A 16,683-nucleotide genomic window follows, 5' to 3' on the forward strand; every position below is an offset into this window, starting at 1 on the left:
CCGCGCGGCGTGCTGTTGGCCGTATGGGTGTATCGCTAAAGTGGGCCGGTACCGCTCTCAAGGCGCTTGTAGCAACAGCGGCGGCCGGCATCGCGGTCGTCGGGTGGACGCTGGTCGAAATGGCTCGTCACCCGGAAGCGGGCGGGTCGGTCCCTGTGTTGGCCGCTATTACCGTCGCCGCCGCGGCGATTGCGGGCGGGCTGGCATGGTGGGTCTGGCGGGACAGCCGCCGCCACCGGCTCAACCGTTGAGGCTGATATATTTCGTCTCGATGATGCGGTCGTCGGACTCCAGTTCCTCCCGTGCCTCGTCGGGAACCTCTTGGTCGACGTTGTAGACGGTCAGCGCCTCACCGCCGTGTGTCTCGCGGGCGTTAAACATGCCGGCGATGTTCACGTCGTATGTTCCCATCACGGTCCCGATGTGGCCGATGACGCCCGGCTCGTCGGTGTTTCGGGCGACCATCATTTTGCCACCGGGGATGGCGTCGACACGGTAGCCGTCGACGCGAACGATACGGGCATCGTCGTCAGCAAACAGCGTTCCGCAGACGGCGATTTCCTCCTCGCCGTCGCTGACGGTGACGGTCACAAGCGACTGGAAGTCCTCGGCCTGTCGGCGCTTGGTTTCGGAGACGCCGATGCCGCGCTCCTCGGCGATGCTGGGCGCGTTGACGGCGTTTACCTGCCATTCGAGCGGCTCGAAGACGCCCTTCAGCGCCGAGGCGGTGACGAGTTCGACATCCTCGCTGGCGATGTCGCCCTCGTAGGTGACCTCGACGTTTTCGACGCGGCTGTCGAGGAGCTGGACGGCGATTTTGCCGGCTGTCTCCGCGAGGTCGATGTAGGGCTCGACGCGCGGGAACGCCGATTCGTCCATCGAGGGTGCGTTCAGTGCGTTCATCACCGGCTCGCCGTTGAACGCGGCGACGACCTGTTCGGCCGTCGAGACGGCGACGTTCTCTTGGGCAGCCTCGGTCGACGCGCCGAGGTGCGGCGTGACGATGACGTCTTCGACATCCAACAGCGGGCTGTCATCGGGCAACGGCTCCTCGGCGAAGACGTCCAGCGCCGCGCCGGCGACAGTGCCGTCCTCGACGGCTGCCGCGAGGGCCGGTTCGTCGATGATGCCGCCGCGGGCGCAGTTGACGACGTAGCCGCCCTCCATCTTGGCGAGTTCCGCCTCGCCGAGCATGTTCTCCGTCTCGGGCGTCAGCGGCGTATGAATCGTCAGGACGTCTGCGCGTTCGAGCACGTCATCGAGGTCGGAGAGTTCCGCGCCGAGCTGTTCGGCCCGCTCTTCGGAGATGTACGGGTCGAACGCGACGAGGTCCATCCCCAGCGAGTCGAGTTTCTTGGCGACCTCTTGGCCGACACGGCCGAGGCCGACGATGCCGAGCGTCTTCCCGTTGAGTTCGGTGCCGAGGAACTCGCCCTTTGCCCACTCGCCGCCCTTGAGACGGGTGTGAGCCTGCGGAATGGAGCGGGCGGTCGCAAACGTCATTGCAACGGTGTGTTCCGAGGCAGCGCGGACGTTGCCTTCGGGCGCGTTGGCGACGATGACACCTGCGTCGGTCGCAGCGTCGATGTCGATGTTGTCGACGCCGATGCCCGCCCGGCCGACGATGACCAGGTCGGATGCGGCGTCGAGAACCTCCTCGGTGACTTCCGTCCCCGAGCGGACAATGAGCGCGTTCGCATCCGAGACTGCGTCCAGCAGGTCTTGGCCTTCCGCATCGTAGTTTGTGACGACCTCATGGCCGGCGTCACGCAGCACTTCGAGGCCGGCATCCGCGATGGGGTCCGTGACGAGTACCTTCATAAGCGTATGCTCCCGTCCGGCAGGGATAACGCTTTCCTCATCGGTCCGGCTGCCGTCCCCCGAAGTAGACATGTTTGTGTATTCCGGCGGCAAAATTCGACTCGAAATAGACACGGGGATGGGTCGTTCGCCGGTGCACGGCCGAGGCATGCCGGGCGTACGTAGCTCCACCTCGAACAGGAACCGGACGATTTGTGACCCCTCGCTTCCCAGAGCCGGTATGCTCATCGCGTTCGACTTCGACGGGACGCTCTCGGATTCAGAGATGACGGTGCTGCTCGGCGAGGAAGCCGGCGTCGCCGACGAGATCGACGATATCACCGAGCGGGCAATGAACGACGAACTCTCCTACGCTGAGAGCCTCTACGCCCGAGCCGAGCTGCTCGATGGACTCGAATCGTCGGCGGTCGACGCCGCCTTCAACCGCGTGGCGCTTCGTCCCGGCAGCGCAGACGTCATCGAAGCGCTCTCGGAGGCCGGCCACCACGTCGCCATCCTGACCGGCGGCTTCGAGCAGGGCGTCGAGCGCGCACTCGAAACCGAGGGGGTCAGCGTTGATACGGTCGTCGCCAACCGACTGCCGGCGCGGAACGGAACGCTGACCGGCGACGCCGAGGGACCGCTCATCGAAGGCACCAAGGACGACGCGCTCGCCGACCTCGCCGACGAAGTCGGCGTCAGCATGGACGACACCGTGGCTATCGGCGACGGAGCCAACGACCTCCCGATGCTGGAGGTCGCCGGGCTGGCGGTCGGCTACGAGCCGAAGCCGGCCGTCGAGCCGCATTGTGACACCGTCGTCGCCTCGATGGCCGAGTTGCTCGACCTGCTTGAGGCGAAGGCGGTCCTGTAACTGGGTTCCGGCCGCTTTATTTCGACAGAGAACATCAACTGGGGCATGGGACTCCGCAGGGTGCTTTTCGCGCCGCTTTACCGCATCGCCGATTGGGCCGACAGCAACCCGCTGAGTGCCGTCGGAGCCATCATCGCGCTCGGAGCGCTGGCGATGCTTTTGGTGTCGATGAGCCTCAGCCTCGAAGCAACGGGGGCCGAACTGACCACGGAAGCGGAGACAGCGATGCTTCTGGCGGAGCTGGCCGCAGAACGACCAGCATACCTCGTTACCGCGGGTGTGGGGCTGGCTGTCGTGCTGTTCTACGACGGGTAAATGGTGAGCCGACAGTAGCCAAGCGTGCTGGAGCGTGGGTCGGCGTTCGGTGTCGGGGGTCGGTTCGCATGCAGAAAGGACTTATATTATCCGATAATTCGGGAGAATATGCGCCGACGTGCCCTCCTTACATCGTGTGTGACCGTTGCAGCAGTTTCCATCTCAGGCTGTTTTGACGACGGTGAAAGCCCATCCGGCGGGACCGACCCGGCTGACAACAACACAGAACACAATGGGCGGAACGAAAGCACCGAAACAGATGAAGAAAACCAGAGCGGTGATTACGAAGACGGCGGCGAGTCGGCTACGTCGGATTCCGGCCCGACATGCGATGTGCCAACACACGAGTTCATTGACGGAGAGGACCCACCCGTCATGGATTTTGTCGAATGGGAGCCGGTATCCGAAATAGGTGAGACGGGCGCACAGATGACACGAACCATCACACGGGAGCCGAATATTCGAGTGCTCAACGAGGGGGGAGTCGTTATTTCCGACGGAGAGCCATACGAACTCCGTATCAATAGCGACTCAATAGCACTGAAAGCACCCGACGGAGACCGCCGAACGTACGGCGTCGGTGACAAATTGTATTATCGGCATGCCACGTGGCGGGTTGACGATGTAAGCGACGGGAGTGTGAGCATCGAATACGTCGACAGTCCAACCGATCTACAGGTCGACTGGACCGAAGGCGATTTTGTTAATGTGGACGGCGGAACCTTCGTCGTTGGCGTTGAACCACACGAACGCCTGTTCCTTTGTCGGTACTCGAAGGAAGAAGGCGACTAGATGCGACCGGATTCGGCTTCAGTGCCGGTAGTGATACCTCCGGCGGGCGGTACCGCGGGTTGGTTGTCGTAGCGGGTGCCGAGCGCCTGTTCAGGTCGCCTCGTCGATGGCCGCTTCGAGGTCGGCGATGATGCTGTCGGTGTCTTCAAGACCGACCGAGAGCCGCACGAGGTCGTCGGTAACGCCGCTTGCCTGCTTTTCTTCGTCGGTTAGCTGCTGGTGGGTCGTCGAGGCAGGGTGGATGATGAGCGTCTTCGCGTCGCCGACGTTGGCCAGCAGGCTCGCTAGCTCGGTCGATTCGACCGTCGTGCGGGCCGCCTCGTAGCCGTCTTCGAGACCGAAGGTAATCATCCCGCCGTAGCCGTCGAGATACTCGCTTGCCTCCTCGTGGGTTTCGTGGTCTTCGAGGCCGGGGTAGGTGACCCACGAGACCTCCGGATGGTCGTCGAGGAACTCCGCGACGGCTTGGGCGTTCTCGCAGTGGCGCTCCATCCGCATCGGCAGCGTTTCCAGTCCCTGTACCGTCGTCCACGCGTCGAATGGCGACTGCTGGTTGCCGAGGTCACGGAGTCCGCGCGTCCGGGCGGCGTAGGCGAAGGCGGCGTCGCCGAACGTCTCGGAGAAGTTGATGCCGTGGTAAGCGGGGTTCGGCTTGGCGATTTCGGGGAACCGGTCGGCGTGTTCGTCCCACGGGAAGGAGCCGCCATCGACGAGAACGCCGCCGACGGTTGTGCCGGAGCCGTGGATCCATTTGGTCGTCGAGTTCCACACGAGGTCTGCGCCGTGTTCGAGCGGCCGACACAGCGCCGGCGTCGCAAACGTGTTGTCCACAAACAGCGGCACACCGTTGTCGTGGGCGATGTCGGCGAGGCGTTCGAGGTCCGGCGTCACGAGCGCCGGGTTGCCGATGGTCTCACAGTGAACAAAGGCGGTGTCCTCGTCGATGGCCTCCTCGTAGGCCTCGTAGTCAAGCGTATCGACAAAGCGCGTCTCGACGCCACGGCGTTCGACGGTGTGGGTCAGGTAGGTGTAGGTACCACCGTACAGCGACGACGAGGACACGATGTTGTCGCCCGCCGACGCGAGGATGAACGTCGCAAGGTCGAACGACGCCATTCCCGAGGAGGTGGCAAGCGCCGCAACGCCGCCTTCAAGCGACGCGATGCGCTCTTCGAGGACAGCGTTTGTCGGGTTCATAATCCGGGAGTAGATGTTCCCGGCCTCCCGGAGTCCGAAGAGGTCGGCGGCGTGTTCGGCGTCGTCGAACTCGTAGGATGTCGTCTGATAGATGGGCGGTGCGCGCGCGCCGGTCGTCGGGTCGGCCTCTTGGCCTGCGTGTAGCGAATCGGTGTACAGGTCGTCTCGGTCGAACATATGTTCGAAGCGCGTGCCGGAGCGTGTTAATACCTACCCTCGATGTCAACTGTAGCCGATACCGACGACACGGCGTACACAGGTCAGTCGGAGAACAGACTCGTATGAACGGGGGCAAACTCGTCGCCGTCGTCATCATCCGGAGTGGTGTCGGAGACCGCCTTGCCGGCGACGCCGTCGACGAGGAAGTCATCGAGCGGCGGGCCGACGCGGTCCGGTTCGACGAGGAAGGCGTCGTGGCCGTGGTCGGAGTCGACGACGTGATGGGCGGTGTCGGTGCCGCTCTCGCGGAAGGCATCGGCGACGGCTTCGGACTGCTCGACGGTGAAATGCCAGTCGCCGGTGAACGAAATCAAGAGCGCCTCGCCGTCGAAGGCCGCCAGCGCATCCCGGTCGGATTCATAGCCCGACGCGAGGTCGTAGTTGTCCATCGCCCGCGTCAAATAGAGATAGGAATTGGCGTCGAACCGTCGTGCGAACTTTTCGCCTTGGTAGTCGAGGTAGGACTCGACCTCTCGGTAGGGGAAAAAGCCCGCGGCAGGGTCCATCTCGAAGCTGTCGCGGCCGGCGTCGATGCCCGAGGAGCGCCGGCCGAACTTGTCCTGCATCGAGGACTTCGAGAGGTACATTACGTGGCCGATTTGTCGGGCGAGCGCGAGCCCCTCGACCGGCGGGTCCTCGCCGTAGTAGTCGCCGCCGTTCCAGTTGGGGTCGGTCGTGATTGCGCGGCGGGCGATGGCGTCAAGCGCGAGACACTGCGGGTCAAGCCGAGCGGCGGCGGCAACGACGGCAACCCGGTTGACATGGTCGGGATGGCGCTTCGCCCAGTCGAGGACGTTCATTCCGCCGACGCTGCCGCCGACGACGGCATGGAGATGTGGCACGCCGAGATGGTCGAGCAGCCGCCGCTGGGCGCGCGTCCAGTCGCCGACAGTCACCGCGGGGAAGGTAGTCCCCCATGGCTCGCCGGTTTCGGGATTCGTCGACGGCGGCCCCGAGGAACCGTAACAGGAGCCGGGGATGTTCGCACAGATGACGTAGTAGTCGGTGGTGTCGACGGCCTTGCCGGGGCCGACGATGTCGTCCCACCACGCGTGGGCCTGCCCCGAGGTGTCGCTGCGGCGGCGGCCGCCAGCGACGTGGGCGCTACCGGTGAGGGCGTGACAGACGAGGACGGCGTTGTCACCGGTGAACTCGCCGTAGGTCTCGTAGGCGAGTTCGAGGTCCGGGATTGACTCCCCGCACTCGAACGTAAACTCCCCCAGCGAGGCAGTCTGTTGTTCGCTCATAGTGTGGCATCAAGGTCCGCGATGATATCATCTACGTCTTCGATGCCGACGGACAGCCGAATCATATCGGGTGTGACGCCGCTGGCGCGCTGTTCTTCTCCGGTCAGCTGGGCGTGAGTCGTCGAGGCGGGATGGATGACAAGCGTCCGGGCGTCGCCGATATTGGCGAGGAACTTCGCGACCTCCGTGTCCTCACAGAGGCGTTTGCCGGCCTCGTAGCCGCCTTCAGGGCCGAACGCGACCATCCCGCCGTACCCGCCGTCGAGATACTCGTTTGCGAGGTCGTGAGTTTCGTGGGCTTCGAGGCCGGGGTAGGTGACCCACGAGACCTTCGGGTGGTCGGCGAGAAACTCCGCGACTGCTCGGGCGTTCTCGCAGTGGCGCTCCATCCGCAACGACAGCGTCTCCGACCCCTGCAGCGTCGCCCACGCGTCAAACGGCGACTGTGGGTCGCCGATGCTCCGGGTCGCGCGGTGTCTCGCCGCCATCGTCACCGCACGGTCGCCGAACCGCTCGGCGAAGACAGTCCCGTCGAAAGCGGGGTTCGGCGCGGCGATTTCGGGATACTTCTCGGGATACTCCTCGAACGGGAAGGACCCATCCGTGACGAGGATGCCGCCGAGCGTCGTGCCGGAGCCATGAATCCATTTGGTCGTTGAGTCCCACACGAGGTCTGCGCCGTGTTCGAGCGGCCGACACAGCGCCGGCGTCGCAAACGTGTTGTCCACAAACAGCGGCACACCGTTGTCATGGGCCACAGCAGCAATCTCCGACAGCGGCGGTGTTACGAGCGCCGGGTTGCCGATGGTCTCACAGTGGACGTAGGCCGTATCTTCGTCGATGGCCTCCTCGTAGGCCGCTGGGTCAAGCGTCTCAACGAAGCGGGATTCGATACCGCGCCGGGCGGCCGTATGCGAGAGGTAAGCGTGAGTACCGCCGTAGATGGAAGATGCAGAGACGATGTTGTCGCCGGCTTCGGCCAACACAAGCGTCGCCGCGTCCAACGCCCCCATCCCCGACGCCGTCGCCAAGGCGTCAACACCGCCTTCGAGCGACGCTAGCCGTTCTTCAAGCGCCCGAACGGTCGGATTCGCAACGCGTGAGTAGACGTTGCCCTCGTCTTCGAGCGCGTATCTCGCCGCCGCCGTATCCGCGTCCGGAAACTCATAAGACGATGTCTGGTAGATGGGCGGGGCCGCCGCGCCGGTCTCTGGGTCCGGACCCTGCCCAACGTGAAGACACCGGGTCCCGAAGCCCAACTGCCGCTCGTCGTCGTTCATGTATGCTGTGCATATAGCCATACGTATCTATAACTGCGAGTTACGGCAAGAATTGCTGGACGGGGCGGTATCAGGACGCTGCTGCTACGGGGCTAGCGAGAACAGCGGCGGCGCTACTGCCGTTTGACCTCGTGGCGGCCGAAGCCATACCGGAGGCGGTTGGCGAGCCGCCGGGAGAACTTGCCGTCCTCGTCGGTTCTGGAGTCGAAGCGCTCGCCGAGCGCCTCGTAGATGAGCGGGACGGAAACCTCCTGTTCGAGCGCCTCCTCGACCGTCCACGTGCCCGTCGAGCCGCCGGCGATATGGTCGGCGACATCACCGAGGTCGTTGCCCTCCTCGCGGAAGGCTTCCTCACAGAGCTCCAGCAGCCACGAGCGAATGACAGCGCCGTTGTTCCACGTCCGGGCGACCGCCTCCATATCGAGGTCGTAGCGGCCCTCGTAGAGGAGTTCGAACCCCTCGCCGTAGGCCTGCATCAGCGCGTACTCGACGCCGTTGTGGACCATTTTCACGTAGTGGCCCGACCCGGACGGCCCCATCCGGTCGTGGCCGTCGGGGCCGGTCGCGACGGCGTCGAAGACCGGAGTGAACTCCTCGTAGGCCCACTCGGGGCCGCCGACCATCAGCGAGAAGCCGAGTTCGGCACCGGCCGGACCGCCCGAGGTACCGCAGTCGAGGTAGGCCGCCGCTGTTGCTGCCGCGCGCTCGACGGAGCGCTCGAAGTGGGAGTTGCCCCCGTCGACGACGACATCGTCACCATCCAAATGTGGGTCGAGGTCATCCAGTGTGGCGTCGACGGCGTCGCCGGCCGGCACCATCAGCCAGATGCGCTTCTCGTCGGGGAGTCGCGAGACGAGGTCTTCGATGGAGTCGGCCGGCGTCGCACCGGCGTCGGCGGCCTGTGAGACGGCCGCGTCGTCGAGGTCGAACGCCACCACGTCGTGGCCGCCGTCGAGGGTTCGCTCGACGACAATCTGTCCCATCCGGCCGAGGCCGATAACGCCAATTTGCATACCAGCATCTTACGGGGGCGAAAAGTCAGCGTTGTGGTTCGGCCGGCCGACGACGACACCCACGATTGGGCCACACGGGAGGCAGTGGGTCGCCACGAGTCGATGCCGGCCAGCGGCGGCTCAATTCGGTTAAGCGAAGCTTTTTATCCGGAACGGTCGACCCAACGGATATGAGCGCGACCCAGTCGGTAGTAGGCGGACTGTAATCGCGCCTTCATTTCGGGCGCAGCACGGAACATCCGTACCGACTGGTCTACGCGACAGCCAACCATGAGCGAGGTTCCAGACAGCTACGACCCCGACGAGGCAGAACAGAAGTGGCGCGACGAGTGGCTCGAAAGCGACGTCTACAGCTACGACGGCGACGAAGAGCGCCCCGACTACATCATCGACACGCCGCCGCCGTACCCGACGGGCAACCTCCATATCGGGAACGCGCTCGGCTGGTGTTATATGGACTACGCCGCCCGCTACCACCGGCTGCAGGGCGACGACGTGCTCTTCCCGCAGGGGTGGGACTGCCACGGCCTTCCGACCGAGGTCAAAGTCGAGGAAAACCGCGACATCCACCGCACGGACGTCTCCCGCGAGCAGTTCCGCGAGTGGTGTGTCGAACACACCGACGAGCAGATAGCGGCGATGAAAGAGACGATGCGGACACTCGGGTTCTCCCAGGACTGGGACCACGAGTTCCGGACGATGGACGACAGCTACTGGCAGGAGACCCAGCGGTCGTTCCTCCAGATGGCCGATTCGGACTACGTCTACCAGGACGAACACCCGGTTAACTGGTGTCCCCGATGTGAGACGGCCATCGCCGACGCCGAAGTCGAAAACGAAGACCGAGAGGGAACGCTCTATTACATCACGTTCAGCGGGGCCGACAACGATGACATCGAAATCGCGACGACGCGACCGGAGCTGCTGCCGGCGTGTGTCGCCATCGCTGTCGACCCGGACGACGACCGCTTCGAGGGTCGCGTCGGCGACCGCTTCGAGGTGCCGATTTTCGGTCAGGAGGTCGAACTCATCGCCGACGACGATGTCGACGGCGACTTCGGGACCGGCGCGGTGATGATATGTACGTTCGGTGACAAGCAGGACGTCGACTGGTGGGCCGAACACGACCTCGACCTCCGGCCGGTTGTCACCGAGGACGGCCACCTCAACGAACGCGCCGGCGAGTTCGAGGGACGCTCCATCGACGAGGCCAAAGACGAAATCGCGACGGCGCTGTCGAAGTCCGGCCACCTCCACAAAGAGGAACCAACCGAGCAGTCGGTCGGCTGCTGTTGGCGCTGTGATACACCCATCGAGATTCTCTCAAAAGAGCAATGGTTCGTGAAGGTCGACCAGGAAGAAATCCTAGAGACCGCACAGGATATCGCCTGGTATCCGGACCACATGTACGAGCGGCTGGAAGAATGGACCGAGGGCATGGAGTGGGATTGGGTTATCTCCCGCCAGCGCGTTTTCGCGACGCCGATTCCGGCATGGGAGTGTGCCGACTGCGGCCACATCGAACTCGCTGACGAATCCGAGGTGCCGGTCGACCCGACAAACGACGAACCGGCCGTCGGGTCCTGTCCCGAATGTGGCAGCGACGACTGGGTCGGCGAGACCGACGTGATGGACACGTGGATGGACTCGTCGATTTCGCCGCTGTACGTCGCTGGCTGGCCCGATGAGACCTTCGAGCCGGTCCAGCTCCGCGAACAGGGCCACGACATCATCCGGACGTGGGCCTTCTATACCATCCTCCGGACTGCGGCCGTCACCGACGAAATCCCGTGGGAAGAGGCGCTCATCAACGGGATGGTCTTCGGCGACGACGGCAACAAGATGTCCAAATCGCGCGGGAACTTCGTCCAGCCCGAGGAGGTCGTCGAGGAACACTCCGCCGACGCCTTCCGGCAGGCGATGGCGCTTGGCGGCCAGCCCGGCAGCGACATCCAGTTCCAGTGGAAGGAGGTCACCTCCGCCTCCCGGTTCCAGACGAAGCTGTGGAACATCACGAAGTTCGCCAGCGAGCACATCGACGAGTCGACGCCCGACATCGAAGCACCGGCATACCGGGACGCCGACGAGTGGATTCTCGCGAGATGCGCCCGCGTCGCCGATGAGGTCGCCGACGACATGGACGAGTACCGCTTCGACAGCGCCCTCCGGACGGTTCGGGAGTTCGTCTGGCACGACCTCGCCGACGACTACCTCGAACTCATCAAGGGTCGCCTCTATGAAGGCCGCCCCGGAGAGCGGAAGGCCGCCGAGCACGCGCTTTTCGTCTCGCTTTCGGCGTCGTTGCGGATGCTGTCGCCGTTTGCTCCCTTCATCACCGAGGAGGCCTGGAGCCACCTGCCGGCCGACGGCAGCGTCCACAACGCTGCGTGGCCCGACCCGCCGGCAGGCGACGAGGCCGCCGAGGAACGCGGCGAACTCATCGCCGAGGTTGCAGCCACGATTCGCGGCTGGAAATCCGACGAAGGCAAGCCGCTGAACGCCGACCTCGAACGCGTCGAGGTCTACATCGACGAGGACCGTCCGTTGGACACCTACGACCTTGCCGACACCGTCAACGGCCCCGTCTACATCGAGGAAGGGACCCCGAGCGTCGAGCTCGTACCGGTCGGCGTCGACATCGAGCACAGCGAACTCGGTCCCGTGTTCCGTGACAAGGCCGGCGAGGTCGTCGGCCGGCTCGAATCTGCCGACCCCGCGGAGCTACAGGCCGAGCTCGACACCGACGGCCACGTCGAATTCGAAGTCGACGGAGAGACGGTCACCGTCGAGCCCGAGATGTTCGACATCGTCGAAGAACAGCGCGCCGAAAGCGGTGAAGAAGTCGTCGTTCTCGAAGCCGACGACGCGACCGTGCTCGTCTTCGAGTAGGCAACCGAGCAGTCGGAGCGAACAGCCGCCCAATGCGGGCGGCAATACATCCGCCCTCGGAGGTTTTAGACGGCTGGAGCACCTCGCGGTTGATATGGTAGACCGTATTATGAAGGTCAACGCGTATACGACGCTTGACCTTCTGGACGGCGAAGCCGAAGGGCACGGGTTCGAAGAAGACGCCTACGCTGTGTTGAACGTCACCAGCCCAAAAAAGAATCCCGACCACGTCTCGCTGCAGCTGGAGCTCGATAATACTGAACTGGAAACGCTGCGCCCACACGCCGACAAGGTTCGGCTCTCGGCGTCGGAGGCACGCACGCTCGCGGCTGACCTCGAAAAACACGCCGAAAAGGTCGAAAACGAATCGGACTGAAAACGTCGGTTACAGCAGCAGCCGCGTTACTTCGTCCCACGAGGTGACGACGTGTGCCCCGTCGCAGGCACCGGGGTCGCTGTAGGGCTGCCGCATAAGCAGGCCAGCCTTCCCGGCCGCGAGGGCGTTTGCGACGTTGCCGTGGTAGTCGTCGATGAGCGCGTCACCGGGAACAGCCCCCTTGTTTCGTGGGACCCGCTCGTGGAAGTCGTCGTACGGAATGCCGTGGTCGTCCAGCCACGCTTTCGAGATGTCGTGGGTCTCGGGGATGCGGTGGGTGGCGATTTCGACCCGGTAGTGCGACTGCAGCGACGAGAGCGCGTCGGCGACGCCCGGCTGGGGGTCCATGCCGCCGAAATACCACTCCGGGCGCTCGCGCATGAGTCCCTGAATAATGTCGCCGACGTGGCCGTCGGCTTCGGGCACGTCGTAGGACCACTCGTCGATATCGTCGGGGGCGACGTTGTGGTCGTAGGCCTCCCGGAGATGTGTACAGAGCCGCGGGAGTTGTCGAGCGACGACGCCATCGAGGTCGACAAGCAGCGTCGAGCCCGTCGGAAGCGAACGGTCGGTCATCGGGTATTCGTACGCTCTCGACGGGGTTAACCGTTTTCCGCGTGGCACCGGTGCGGCGGGGCGCAGGTCGCTGTCGGCAGACGGCGTGTACACAACCGTTATTCCGCTGTCAAATGTAGTGGAGACACGTCACCTTCTCCGCCCTGAAGGGCGGAGCTTGTCGGTGGACTCCCGTTCTGACCACTAGACGGTGGTAGGCGTGAAAATGCCGTTCACGTTCAACGTCCCCGACTTCAGGGCAAGGTGACTGGTTGCCCCTCCAGAACCAGACTTGTGCCAGTTCTGGAGTAGTTTCCGAGCGATGTTCTTGGCGGCGTTGTAGTCGGCGTGGTATTCGCGGTCGCATTTGAGACAACAGAACTCGTCGCCGTCTCTGTTGTCGTCGTGGGTGAAGCTACAGTCAACGTGACTACACCGCTGACTGGTGTACTGTGGCGCGATTTTCTCGACCGCAATCCCGTACTCGGCGGCTTTGTACTCGGTGTACTCTTGGATGCGACGGAACGCCCACTGCTGGAATTTGGAAGCGTTGGAGATGCGTTCGCGGATATGTGTCAGTTTCTCGAATGCGATGTGCGTACAGTCGTGGGCGAGAGCTTCCTGTACCAATGTCTTCGAGACACGATGCAGGTAGTCTTCGCTCCAGTTGGCGAATCGCCCACCAAGTGATTTCATCGTGAGGTGTGCCGACCGTGTACCCGTCTGTTGCATCTGTCCACGCCGCTTCTCGTATTCACGCCGCTTGTGATTGAGATAGTCGGCGTTGCCGATGAACGCGCCAGTCGAAGTGACGGCGAGATGTCCGTCCACGTTCAAGTCTACGCCGAGAACCGTTCCGTTCTCGGCATCTTCCGGCTCTGTCTCCGTCTCTCTGACAACAGCGATGTGGAGGTAGTAGTCGCCGTCGCGGTGATGCAACGTGGCCTCACGTTTCTCCCAGTCTTCAGAGAAGTAGGTTGTCGGTGGTACGTCCTCGTCTGGCAGGACGTATTCAGCTTCAATACGTCCGTCCACGGTCGCAAGCGTGGCGTAGTCGTCGTAGTAGGTGATTGCGTTGAGGTTGTAAACGACTGAATCGGATGTGAACTGTGGCTTCGAGGGATTTTTCCCGTCTTTGCGTTTCTCGGCACAGGAATCGAGTGCGTCGGCGGCTCGATTCCGAGCGGCGCATACGAGGTCAGCGTTGAGTTCGTCGGTGGCTTCGCGTACGTCGTCGTACGTCCGGTCGTGTAGCTCAGTTTTCGACGTGACGATGTAGCCATCTTCTGTCCCGTTCCAGCCGTCGTCTGCAACCATCTGAGCGGCCTGTTTGAAGCGGTCTATCGTCTCTTGGAGAAGGCGGTGAGCATCGTCGTCTACGTCGAGTTTCACGACGGCAGTACGTCGAAGCTCCACAGTTGCCATATGAATTTGAGTTGTTATAGAAGTTACTCATATTGTGGCACAACGTTGGGGAGTCAGACATGGTGTAGCCGGTGGATTGCTGTATGGAGCTTACGCGATTCCCTCCCGCCCTGTTCGCTCCTCGGTTCCGACCAGTCGGAACACTCATCACTCACGGGAAGGGCGGGATTCCCTCGCTGTATCAAGATGGCGTCTATCGTATCACCGAGAAAGGTGAGCAGTATCTCGACGGCGAGTTGGATGCAGAGAAGTTAGAATCCGACGCTGAGTAGTCAATTCAGTCTACGCGCGTGAGAGGCCGTGAGAGCCGAGTGAGTCGAAGGCCGATGTTTCCCGCTGTGGATTGAGTCAGATTGCTGAGAGTGCCGTGAGAGGCCGAGAATCGGCTGAGAGTGTCAGGAGGGTTATTTATTACGGTGGTTCTTTCTTCGGGAGGATTTTCGCTCTGTGAAGTACTATGTCATCGTAGGTGTCCGCAAGCTCACCACTCCCCTGCAGGTCATAGTCGTCGATACAGTCTGGACAGAGACCAATCTTGAGCGCAAATGCCCGTGTCACCTCTCCTCTCTTTTTGGGAGGAATTTCCATTTTGGCTACGTTTTCATCCGATGTAACAACCAATTCCGTTTCTCCTATTCGCTGAGGGTTCCCCTGTGGACCCTTCTCGAATAATCCTTCCCCACAAAGAGCGCATTCAACCGGTTTTTCATAACTCATACCAATACCTGCATTTTCGAGTGCATTAGTCGTTTCTCTGGAAGGATGAGGTACGAGTAACTACAAGGGAGTGCCGAGTCAAATGTAGGGTGAAGCGCCCGAAGGCGTCGGGGCGCGAGTGGAACCATGGTCAACTCTAATCGGGAGATATGTGAGAGAATCGCCGTAAGGCGTTGCTGTCTGTCGAATGTTGTCCGAGTAAAACAACCATGCCGCCTCCCGGATTTGAACCGGGGACAGCTCGATCTTCAGTCGAGTGCTCTCCCAGTCTGAGCTAAGGCGGCTCGCACGTGAACCGAGGCGCAGGCTATCAAAAAGGGTTTCGAAACCGACCGGCCGCCGACACCGAAACCGGCCACGCTTGCGAATGGCGGCGTTCTTATAGCCGGCGGCACAGAGACACACCTAATGAGCGAACAACCGGAGGTGAGTCGATGAGCGAAGCGACAGTACGCGCGTACACGGTACGTCTCGAACTCGTCGATGAGCCAGGCGAGCTGTTGGGCGCACTCGAACCCATCGCCGACAACGGCGGGAACCTGCTCTCCATCTTCCACGAGCGCGGAAACGTCACACCGAGGGGTCACATCCCGGTCGAGGTCGACCTCGAAGCGACGGAGGCCCAGTTCGAGACTATCGTCGACGCGCTCCGGGAGGCCGGCGTCAACGTCATCCAGGCCGGCGCGGAGCGATACAGCGAGGAGCTGACAGTCGTGCTTGTCGGCCATCTCGTCGAAACCGACCTGTCGGACACGCTCCAGCAGATACAGGAGTGTGGCGGCGCGTCCGTCGCCGATGTCTCGCTTTCGGCGGCCGATGGGACCGACGAGGAGTCGAGCGCTCGGCTCCGGCTGGTGGCGAGCGAAGGCCACACTAGCGATGCGCTGGAGACGATACAGGATGTCGCTGACAAGAAGGATTTGCGTGTGGTCGAGCCGCTGACGGGGGTGCCGGCATGAAGCTCTCGGTGCTCGGCTCCGGCGCGGTCGGAGCCGCTGTCGTAGAGCTAGCTGGCGAATACGGCCACGAGGTCGTCGCCGTCGCCGACTCCGCAAGTGCGGCGGTCGACGAGTCGGGGCTCGATGCCGAGGCAGTACTGGAGCGGAAGCGGACCGACGGTCGGGTTGGAGATGCCGACGCCGACGCGGCGCTGGAGGCCGACTACGACGTTCTCGTCGAAGCGACGCCGACAACGCTCGGGGACGCCGAGCCGGGCTTTTCACACGTCAAGCAGGCGCTGGAACGCGACCGGCACGTCGTGCTCGCAAACAAGGGGCCAGTGGCCGAGCGATACGACGAACTCCGGTCGCTGGAGGCCGACTCCGCCGGAAGCGTCCGCTTCGAGGCAGCGGTCGGCGGTGCGATACCGATCCTCTCGACGATAGCCGACCTCGACGGGCAGGTCACCGCGGCCCGCGGCGTCCTCAACGGCACGGCGAACTTCATTCTCAGCCGGATGGCTGCTGAGGGGCTCGGATACGAGCACGTCCTTGCGGAGGCACAGGACCTCGGTGTCGCCGAGGCCGACCCGACCTTCGACGTTGAAGGGACCGACGCGGCGCTGAAATGCGTCATTCTCGCGAATGTCCTTTACGAGGACACCTACACGCTTGAAGACGCCTCGGTAGAGGGCATTGCCGACCTCCCCGGCAGCGCGCTGGAGCTAGCCGCCGAAGACGGCCGGACCATCCGGCTCATCGGTGACGTCTCCGACGGCGAGGTCAGCGTCGCCCCGCGGCTAGTCCCGGAGAACGGGACGCTGGCTGTTTCAGGGACGCTGAACATCATCCAGCTCGAGACAGCACACGCTGGCCAGCTGAACATCTCCGGACGCGGAGCCGGCGGTCCGGAGACCGCAAGCGCTGTCCTCGCCGACGTGGGTCGGCTGCCGCCACTGGAGTAGCGGCGCCAGCGACGCTTCGAACCGAAGACTGACGACAACTGCTTTTTCCGTGGTATCGGCTCGCAAAGGCCCCGAAGCGGC

At 63.2% G+C, this 16,683-nt stretch carries 17 protein-coding genes and 1 tRNA gene; 9 read left to right on the forward strand and 9 right to left on the reverse strand.

Annotated elements, in window-relative coordinates:
* The first annotated feature begins 23 nt into the window (after positions 1–23).
* Positions 24–251: a hypothetical protein gene (locus NP_RS00680; protein WP_049939386.1), complete on the forward strand. Its 228-nt coding sequence runs from the start codon at positions 24–26 to the stop codon at positions 249–251.
* Here NP_RS00680 and serA read toward each other — a convergent pair.
* Positions 241–1,821, reverse strand: a complete 1,581-nt coding sequence (serA, locus tag NP_RS00685; protein WP_011321866.1) for a phosphoglycerate dehydrogenase — start codon at positions 1,819–1,821, stop codon at positions 241–243. The two genes, NP_RS00680 and serA, sit on opposite strands and share 11 nt — an antisense overlap.
* Before the next feature lie 220 nt (positions 1,822–2,041).
* Between serA and serB the strand changes: the two genes are divergently transcribed.
* From serB to NP_RS00700, 3 genes are all read left to right on the forward strand, one after another.
* The gene (gene serB, locus NP_RS00690; RefSeq protein ID WP_148215419.1) at positions 2,042–2,674 is read left to right on the forward strand and encodes a phosphoserine phosphatase SerB; all 633 of its coding nucleotides are present in this window, start codon (positions 2,042–2,044) and stop codon (positions 2,672–2,674) included.
* 45 nt (positions 2,675–2,719) lie between these two features.
* A complete protein-coding gene (locus NP_RS00695; protein WP_011321868.1) occupies positions 2,720–2,989 on the forward strand; it encodes a hypothetical protein in 270 nt (89 codons plus the stop codon).
* 108 nt (positions 2,990–3,097) lie between these two features.
* Complete coding sequence (locus NP_RS00700) at positions 3,098–3,781, forward strand: hypothetical protein (protein WP_011321869.1); 684 nt, start codon at positions 3,098–3,100, stop codon at positions 3,779–3,781.
* Positions 3,782–3,871: 90 nt separating this feature from the next.
* Here the strand turns inward: NP_RS00700 and NP_RS00705 are convergent, their stop codons facing one another.
* The 4 genes from NP_RS00705 to gnd all read right to left on the reverse strand — a co-directional run bounded on the left by NP_RS00705 (position 3,872) and on the right by gnd (position 8,737).
* Positions 3,872–5,155 carry an O-acetylhomoserine aminocarboxypropyltransferase/cysteine synthase family protein gene (locus NP_RS00705; RefSeq protein ID WP_011321870.1) on the reverse strand — a complete coding sequence of 428 codons (1,284 nt, stop codon included), beginning with the start codon at positions 5,153–5,155 and terminating at the stop codon, positions 3,872–3,874.
* Between the two features lie 83 nt (positions 5,156–5,238).
* A complete protein-coding gene (gene metX / locus NP_RS00710) occupies positions 5,239–6,444 on the reverse strand; it encodes a homoserine O-acetyltransferase MetX (RefSeq protein ID WP_011321871.1) in 1,206 nt (401 codons plus the stop codon).
* Entirely contained in the window at positions 6,441–7,724 is a 1,284-nt protein-coding gene (locus tag NP_RS00715; protein ID WP_049939390.1) for an O-acetylhomoserine aminocarboxypropyltransferase/cysteine synthase family protein, read from the reverse strand. The genes metX and NP_RS00715 overlap by 4 nt, the downstream gene beginning before the upstream one ends.
* A 113-nt stretch (positions 7,725–7,837) precedes the next feature.
* Complete coding sequence (gene gnd, locus NP_RS00720) at positions 7,838–8,737, reverse strand: phosphogluconate dehydrogenase (NAD(+)-dependent, decarboxylating) (RefSeq protein WP_011321873.1); 900 nt, start codon at positions 8,735–8,737, stop codon at positions 7,838–7,840.
* Between the two features lie 270 nt (positions 8,738–9,007).
* On the opposite strand from gnd, the gene NP_RS00725 reads away from it, so the two are divergent.
* Together NP_RS00725 and NP_RS00730 are read left to right on the forward strand one after the other, a co-directional pair.
* Positions 9,008–11,626 (forward strand): valine--tRNA ligase, encoded by a 2,619-nt coding sequence (locus NP_RS00725; RefSeq protein ID WP_011321874.1) that lies wholly within the window; start codon positions 9,008–9,010, stop codon positions 11,624–11,626.
* Between the two features lie 94 nt (positions 11,627–11,720).
* Complete coding sequence (locus tag NP_RS00730) at positions 11,721–12,002, forward strand: DUF6360 family protein (RefSeq protein WP_011321875.1); 282 nt, start codon at positions 11,721–11,723, stop codon at positions 12,000–12,002.
* Positions 12,003–12,011: 9 nt separating this feature from the next.
* On the opposite strand, the gene NP_RS00735 is transcribed toward NP_RS00730, so the two are convergent.
* Both NP_RS00735 and NP_RS00740 read right to left on the reverse strand, forming a co-directional pair.
* Positions 12,012–12,578, reverse strand: coding sequence for a 5' nucleotidase, NT5C type (locus NP_RS00735; RefSeq protein ID WP_011321876.1), 567 nt, complete (start codon positions 12,576–12,578; stop codon positions 12,012–12,014).
* 183 nt (positions 12,579–12,761) lie between these two features.
* Complete coding sequence (locus tag NP_RS00740; RefSeq protein WP_011321877.1) at positions 12,762–13,982, reverse strand: RNA-guided endonuclease InsQ/TnpB family protein; 1,221 nt, start codon at positions 13,980–13,982, stop codon at positions 12,762–12,764.
* Between the two features lie 83 nt (positions 13,983–14,065).
* On the opposite strand from NP_RS00740, the gene NP_RS00745 reads away from it, so the two are divergent.
* Positions 14,066–14,254 (forward strand): hypothetical protein, encoded by a 189-nt coding sequence (locus NP_RS00745; protein ID WP_049939394.1) that lies wholly within the window; start codon positions 14,066–14,068, stop codon positions 14,252–14,254.
* Positions 14,255–14,393: 139 nt separating this feature from the next.
* On the opposite strand, the gene NP_RS14295 is transcribed toward NP_RS00745, so the two are convergent.
* Together NP_RS14295 and NP_RS00750 are read right to left on the reverse strand one after the other, a co-directional pair.
* Complete coding sequence (locus NP_RS14295) at positions 14,394–14,699, reverse strand: hypothetical protein (RefSeq protein WP_011321878.1); 306 nt, start codon at positions 14,697–14,699, stop codon at positions 14,394–14,396.
* A gap of 210 nt (positions 14,700–14,909) precedes the next feature.
* A tRNA-Phe gene (locus NP_RS00750) sits at positions 14,910–14,983 on the reverse strand.
* A 150-nt stretch (positions 14,984–15,133) separates the two neighbouring features.
* On the opposite strand from NP_RS00750, the gene NP_RS00755 reads away from it, so the two are divergent.
* On the forward strand, positions 15,134–15,658 hold the full coding sequence (locus NP_RS00755; RefSeq protein ID WP_011321879.1) for an amino acid-binding protein: 525 nt from the start codon (positions 15,134–15,136) through the stop codon (positions 15,656–15,658).
* Positions 15,655–16,602, forward strand: coding sequence for a homoserine dehydrogenase (locus tag NP_RS00760; protein ID WP_011321880.1), 948 nt, complete (start codon positions 15,655–15,657; stop codon positions 16,600–16,602). Before NP_RS00755 ends, NP_RS00760 begins: the two co-directional genes overlap by 4 nt.
* Positions 16,603–16,683: the final 81 nt, after the last annotated feature.

This window comes from Natronomonas pharaonis DSM 2160 (assembly GCF_000026045.1).
In the GTDB taxonomy this organism is placed as follows: domain Archaea; phylum Halobacteriota; class Halobacteria; order Halobacteriales; family Haloarculaceae; genus Natronomonas; species Natronomonas pharaonis.

Bases quoted from the DNA above. Each gene is read 5' to 3' on its own strand.
- NP_RS00680 (WP_049939386.1), top strand. From the start codon at position 24: ATGGGTGTATCGCTAAAGTGGGCCGGTACCGCTCTCAAGGCGCTTGTA.
- serA (WP_011321866.1), bottom strand. From the start codon at position 1,821: ATGAAGGTACTCGTCACGGACCCCATCGCGGATGCCGGCCTCGAAGTG.
- serB (WP_148215419.1), top strand. From the start codon at position 2,042: ATGCTCATCGCGTTCGACTTCGACGGGACGCTCTCGGATTCAGAGATG.
- NP_RS00695 (WP_011321868.1), top strand. From the start codon at position 2,720: ATGGGACTCCGCAGGGTGCTTTTCGCGCCGCTTTACCGCATCGCCGAT.
- NP_RS00700 (WP_011321869.1), top strand. From the start codon at position 3,098: ATGCGCCGACGTGCCCTCCTTACATCGTGTGTGACCGTTGCAGCAGTT.
- NP_RS00705 (WP_011321870.1), bottom strand. From the start codon at position 5,155: ATGTTCGACCGAGACGACCTGTACACCGATTCGCTACACGCAGGCCAA.
- metX (WP_011321871.1), bottom strand. From the start codon at position 6,444: ATGAGCGAACAACAGACTGCCTCGCTGGGGGAGTTTACGTTCGAGTGC.
- NP_RS00715 (WP_049939390.1), bottom strand. From the start codon at position 7,724: ATGAACGACGACGAGCGGCAGTTGGGCTTCGGGACCCGGTGTCTTCAC.
- gnd (WP_011321873.1), bottom strand. From the start codon at position 8,737: ATGCAAATTGGCGTTATCGGCCTCGGCCGGATGGGACAGATTGTCGTC.
- NP_RS00725 (WP_011321874.1), top strand. From the start codon at position 9,008: ATGAGCGAGGTTCCAGACAGCTACGACCCCGACGAGGCAGAACAGAAG.
- NP_RS00730 (WP_011321875.1), top strand. From the start codon at position 11,721: ATGGTAGACCGTATTATGAAGGTCAACGCGTATACGACGCTTGACCTT.
- NP_RS00735 (WP_011321876.1), bottom strand. From the start codon at position 12,578: ATGACCGACCGTTCGCTTCCGACGGGCTCGACGCTGCTTGTCGACCTC.
- NP_RS00740 (WP_011321877.1), bottom strand. From the start codon at position 13,982: ATGGCAACTGTGGAGCTTCGACGTACTGCCGTCGTGAAACTCGACGTA.
- NP_RS00745 (WP_049939394.1), top strand. From the start codon at position 14,066: ATGGAGCTTACGCGATTCCCTCCCGCCCTGTTCGCTCCTCGGTTCCGA.
- NP_RS14295 (WP_011321878.1), bottom strand. From the start codon at position 14,699: ATGAGTTATGAAAAACCGGTTGAATGCGCTCTTTGTGGGGAAGGATTA.
- NP_RS00755 (WP_011321879.1), top strand. From the start codon at position 15,134: ATGAGCGAAGCGACAGTACGCGCGTACACGGTACGTCTCGAACTCGTC.
- NP_RS00760 (WP_011321880.1), top strand. From the start codon at position 15,655: ATGAAGCTCTCGGTGCTCGGCTCCGGCGCGGTCGGAGCCGCTGTCGTA.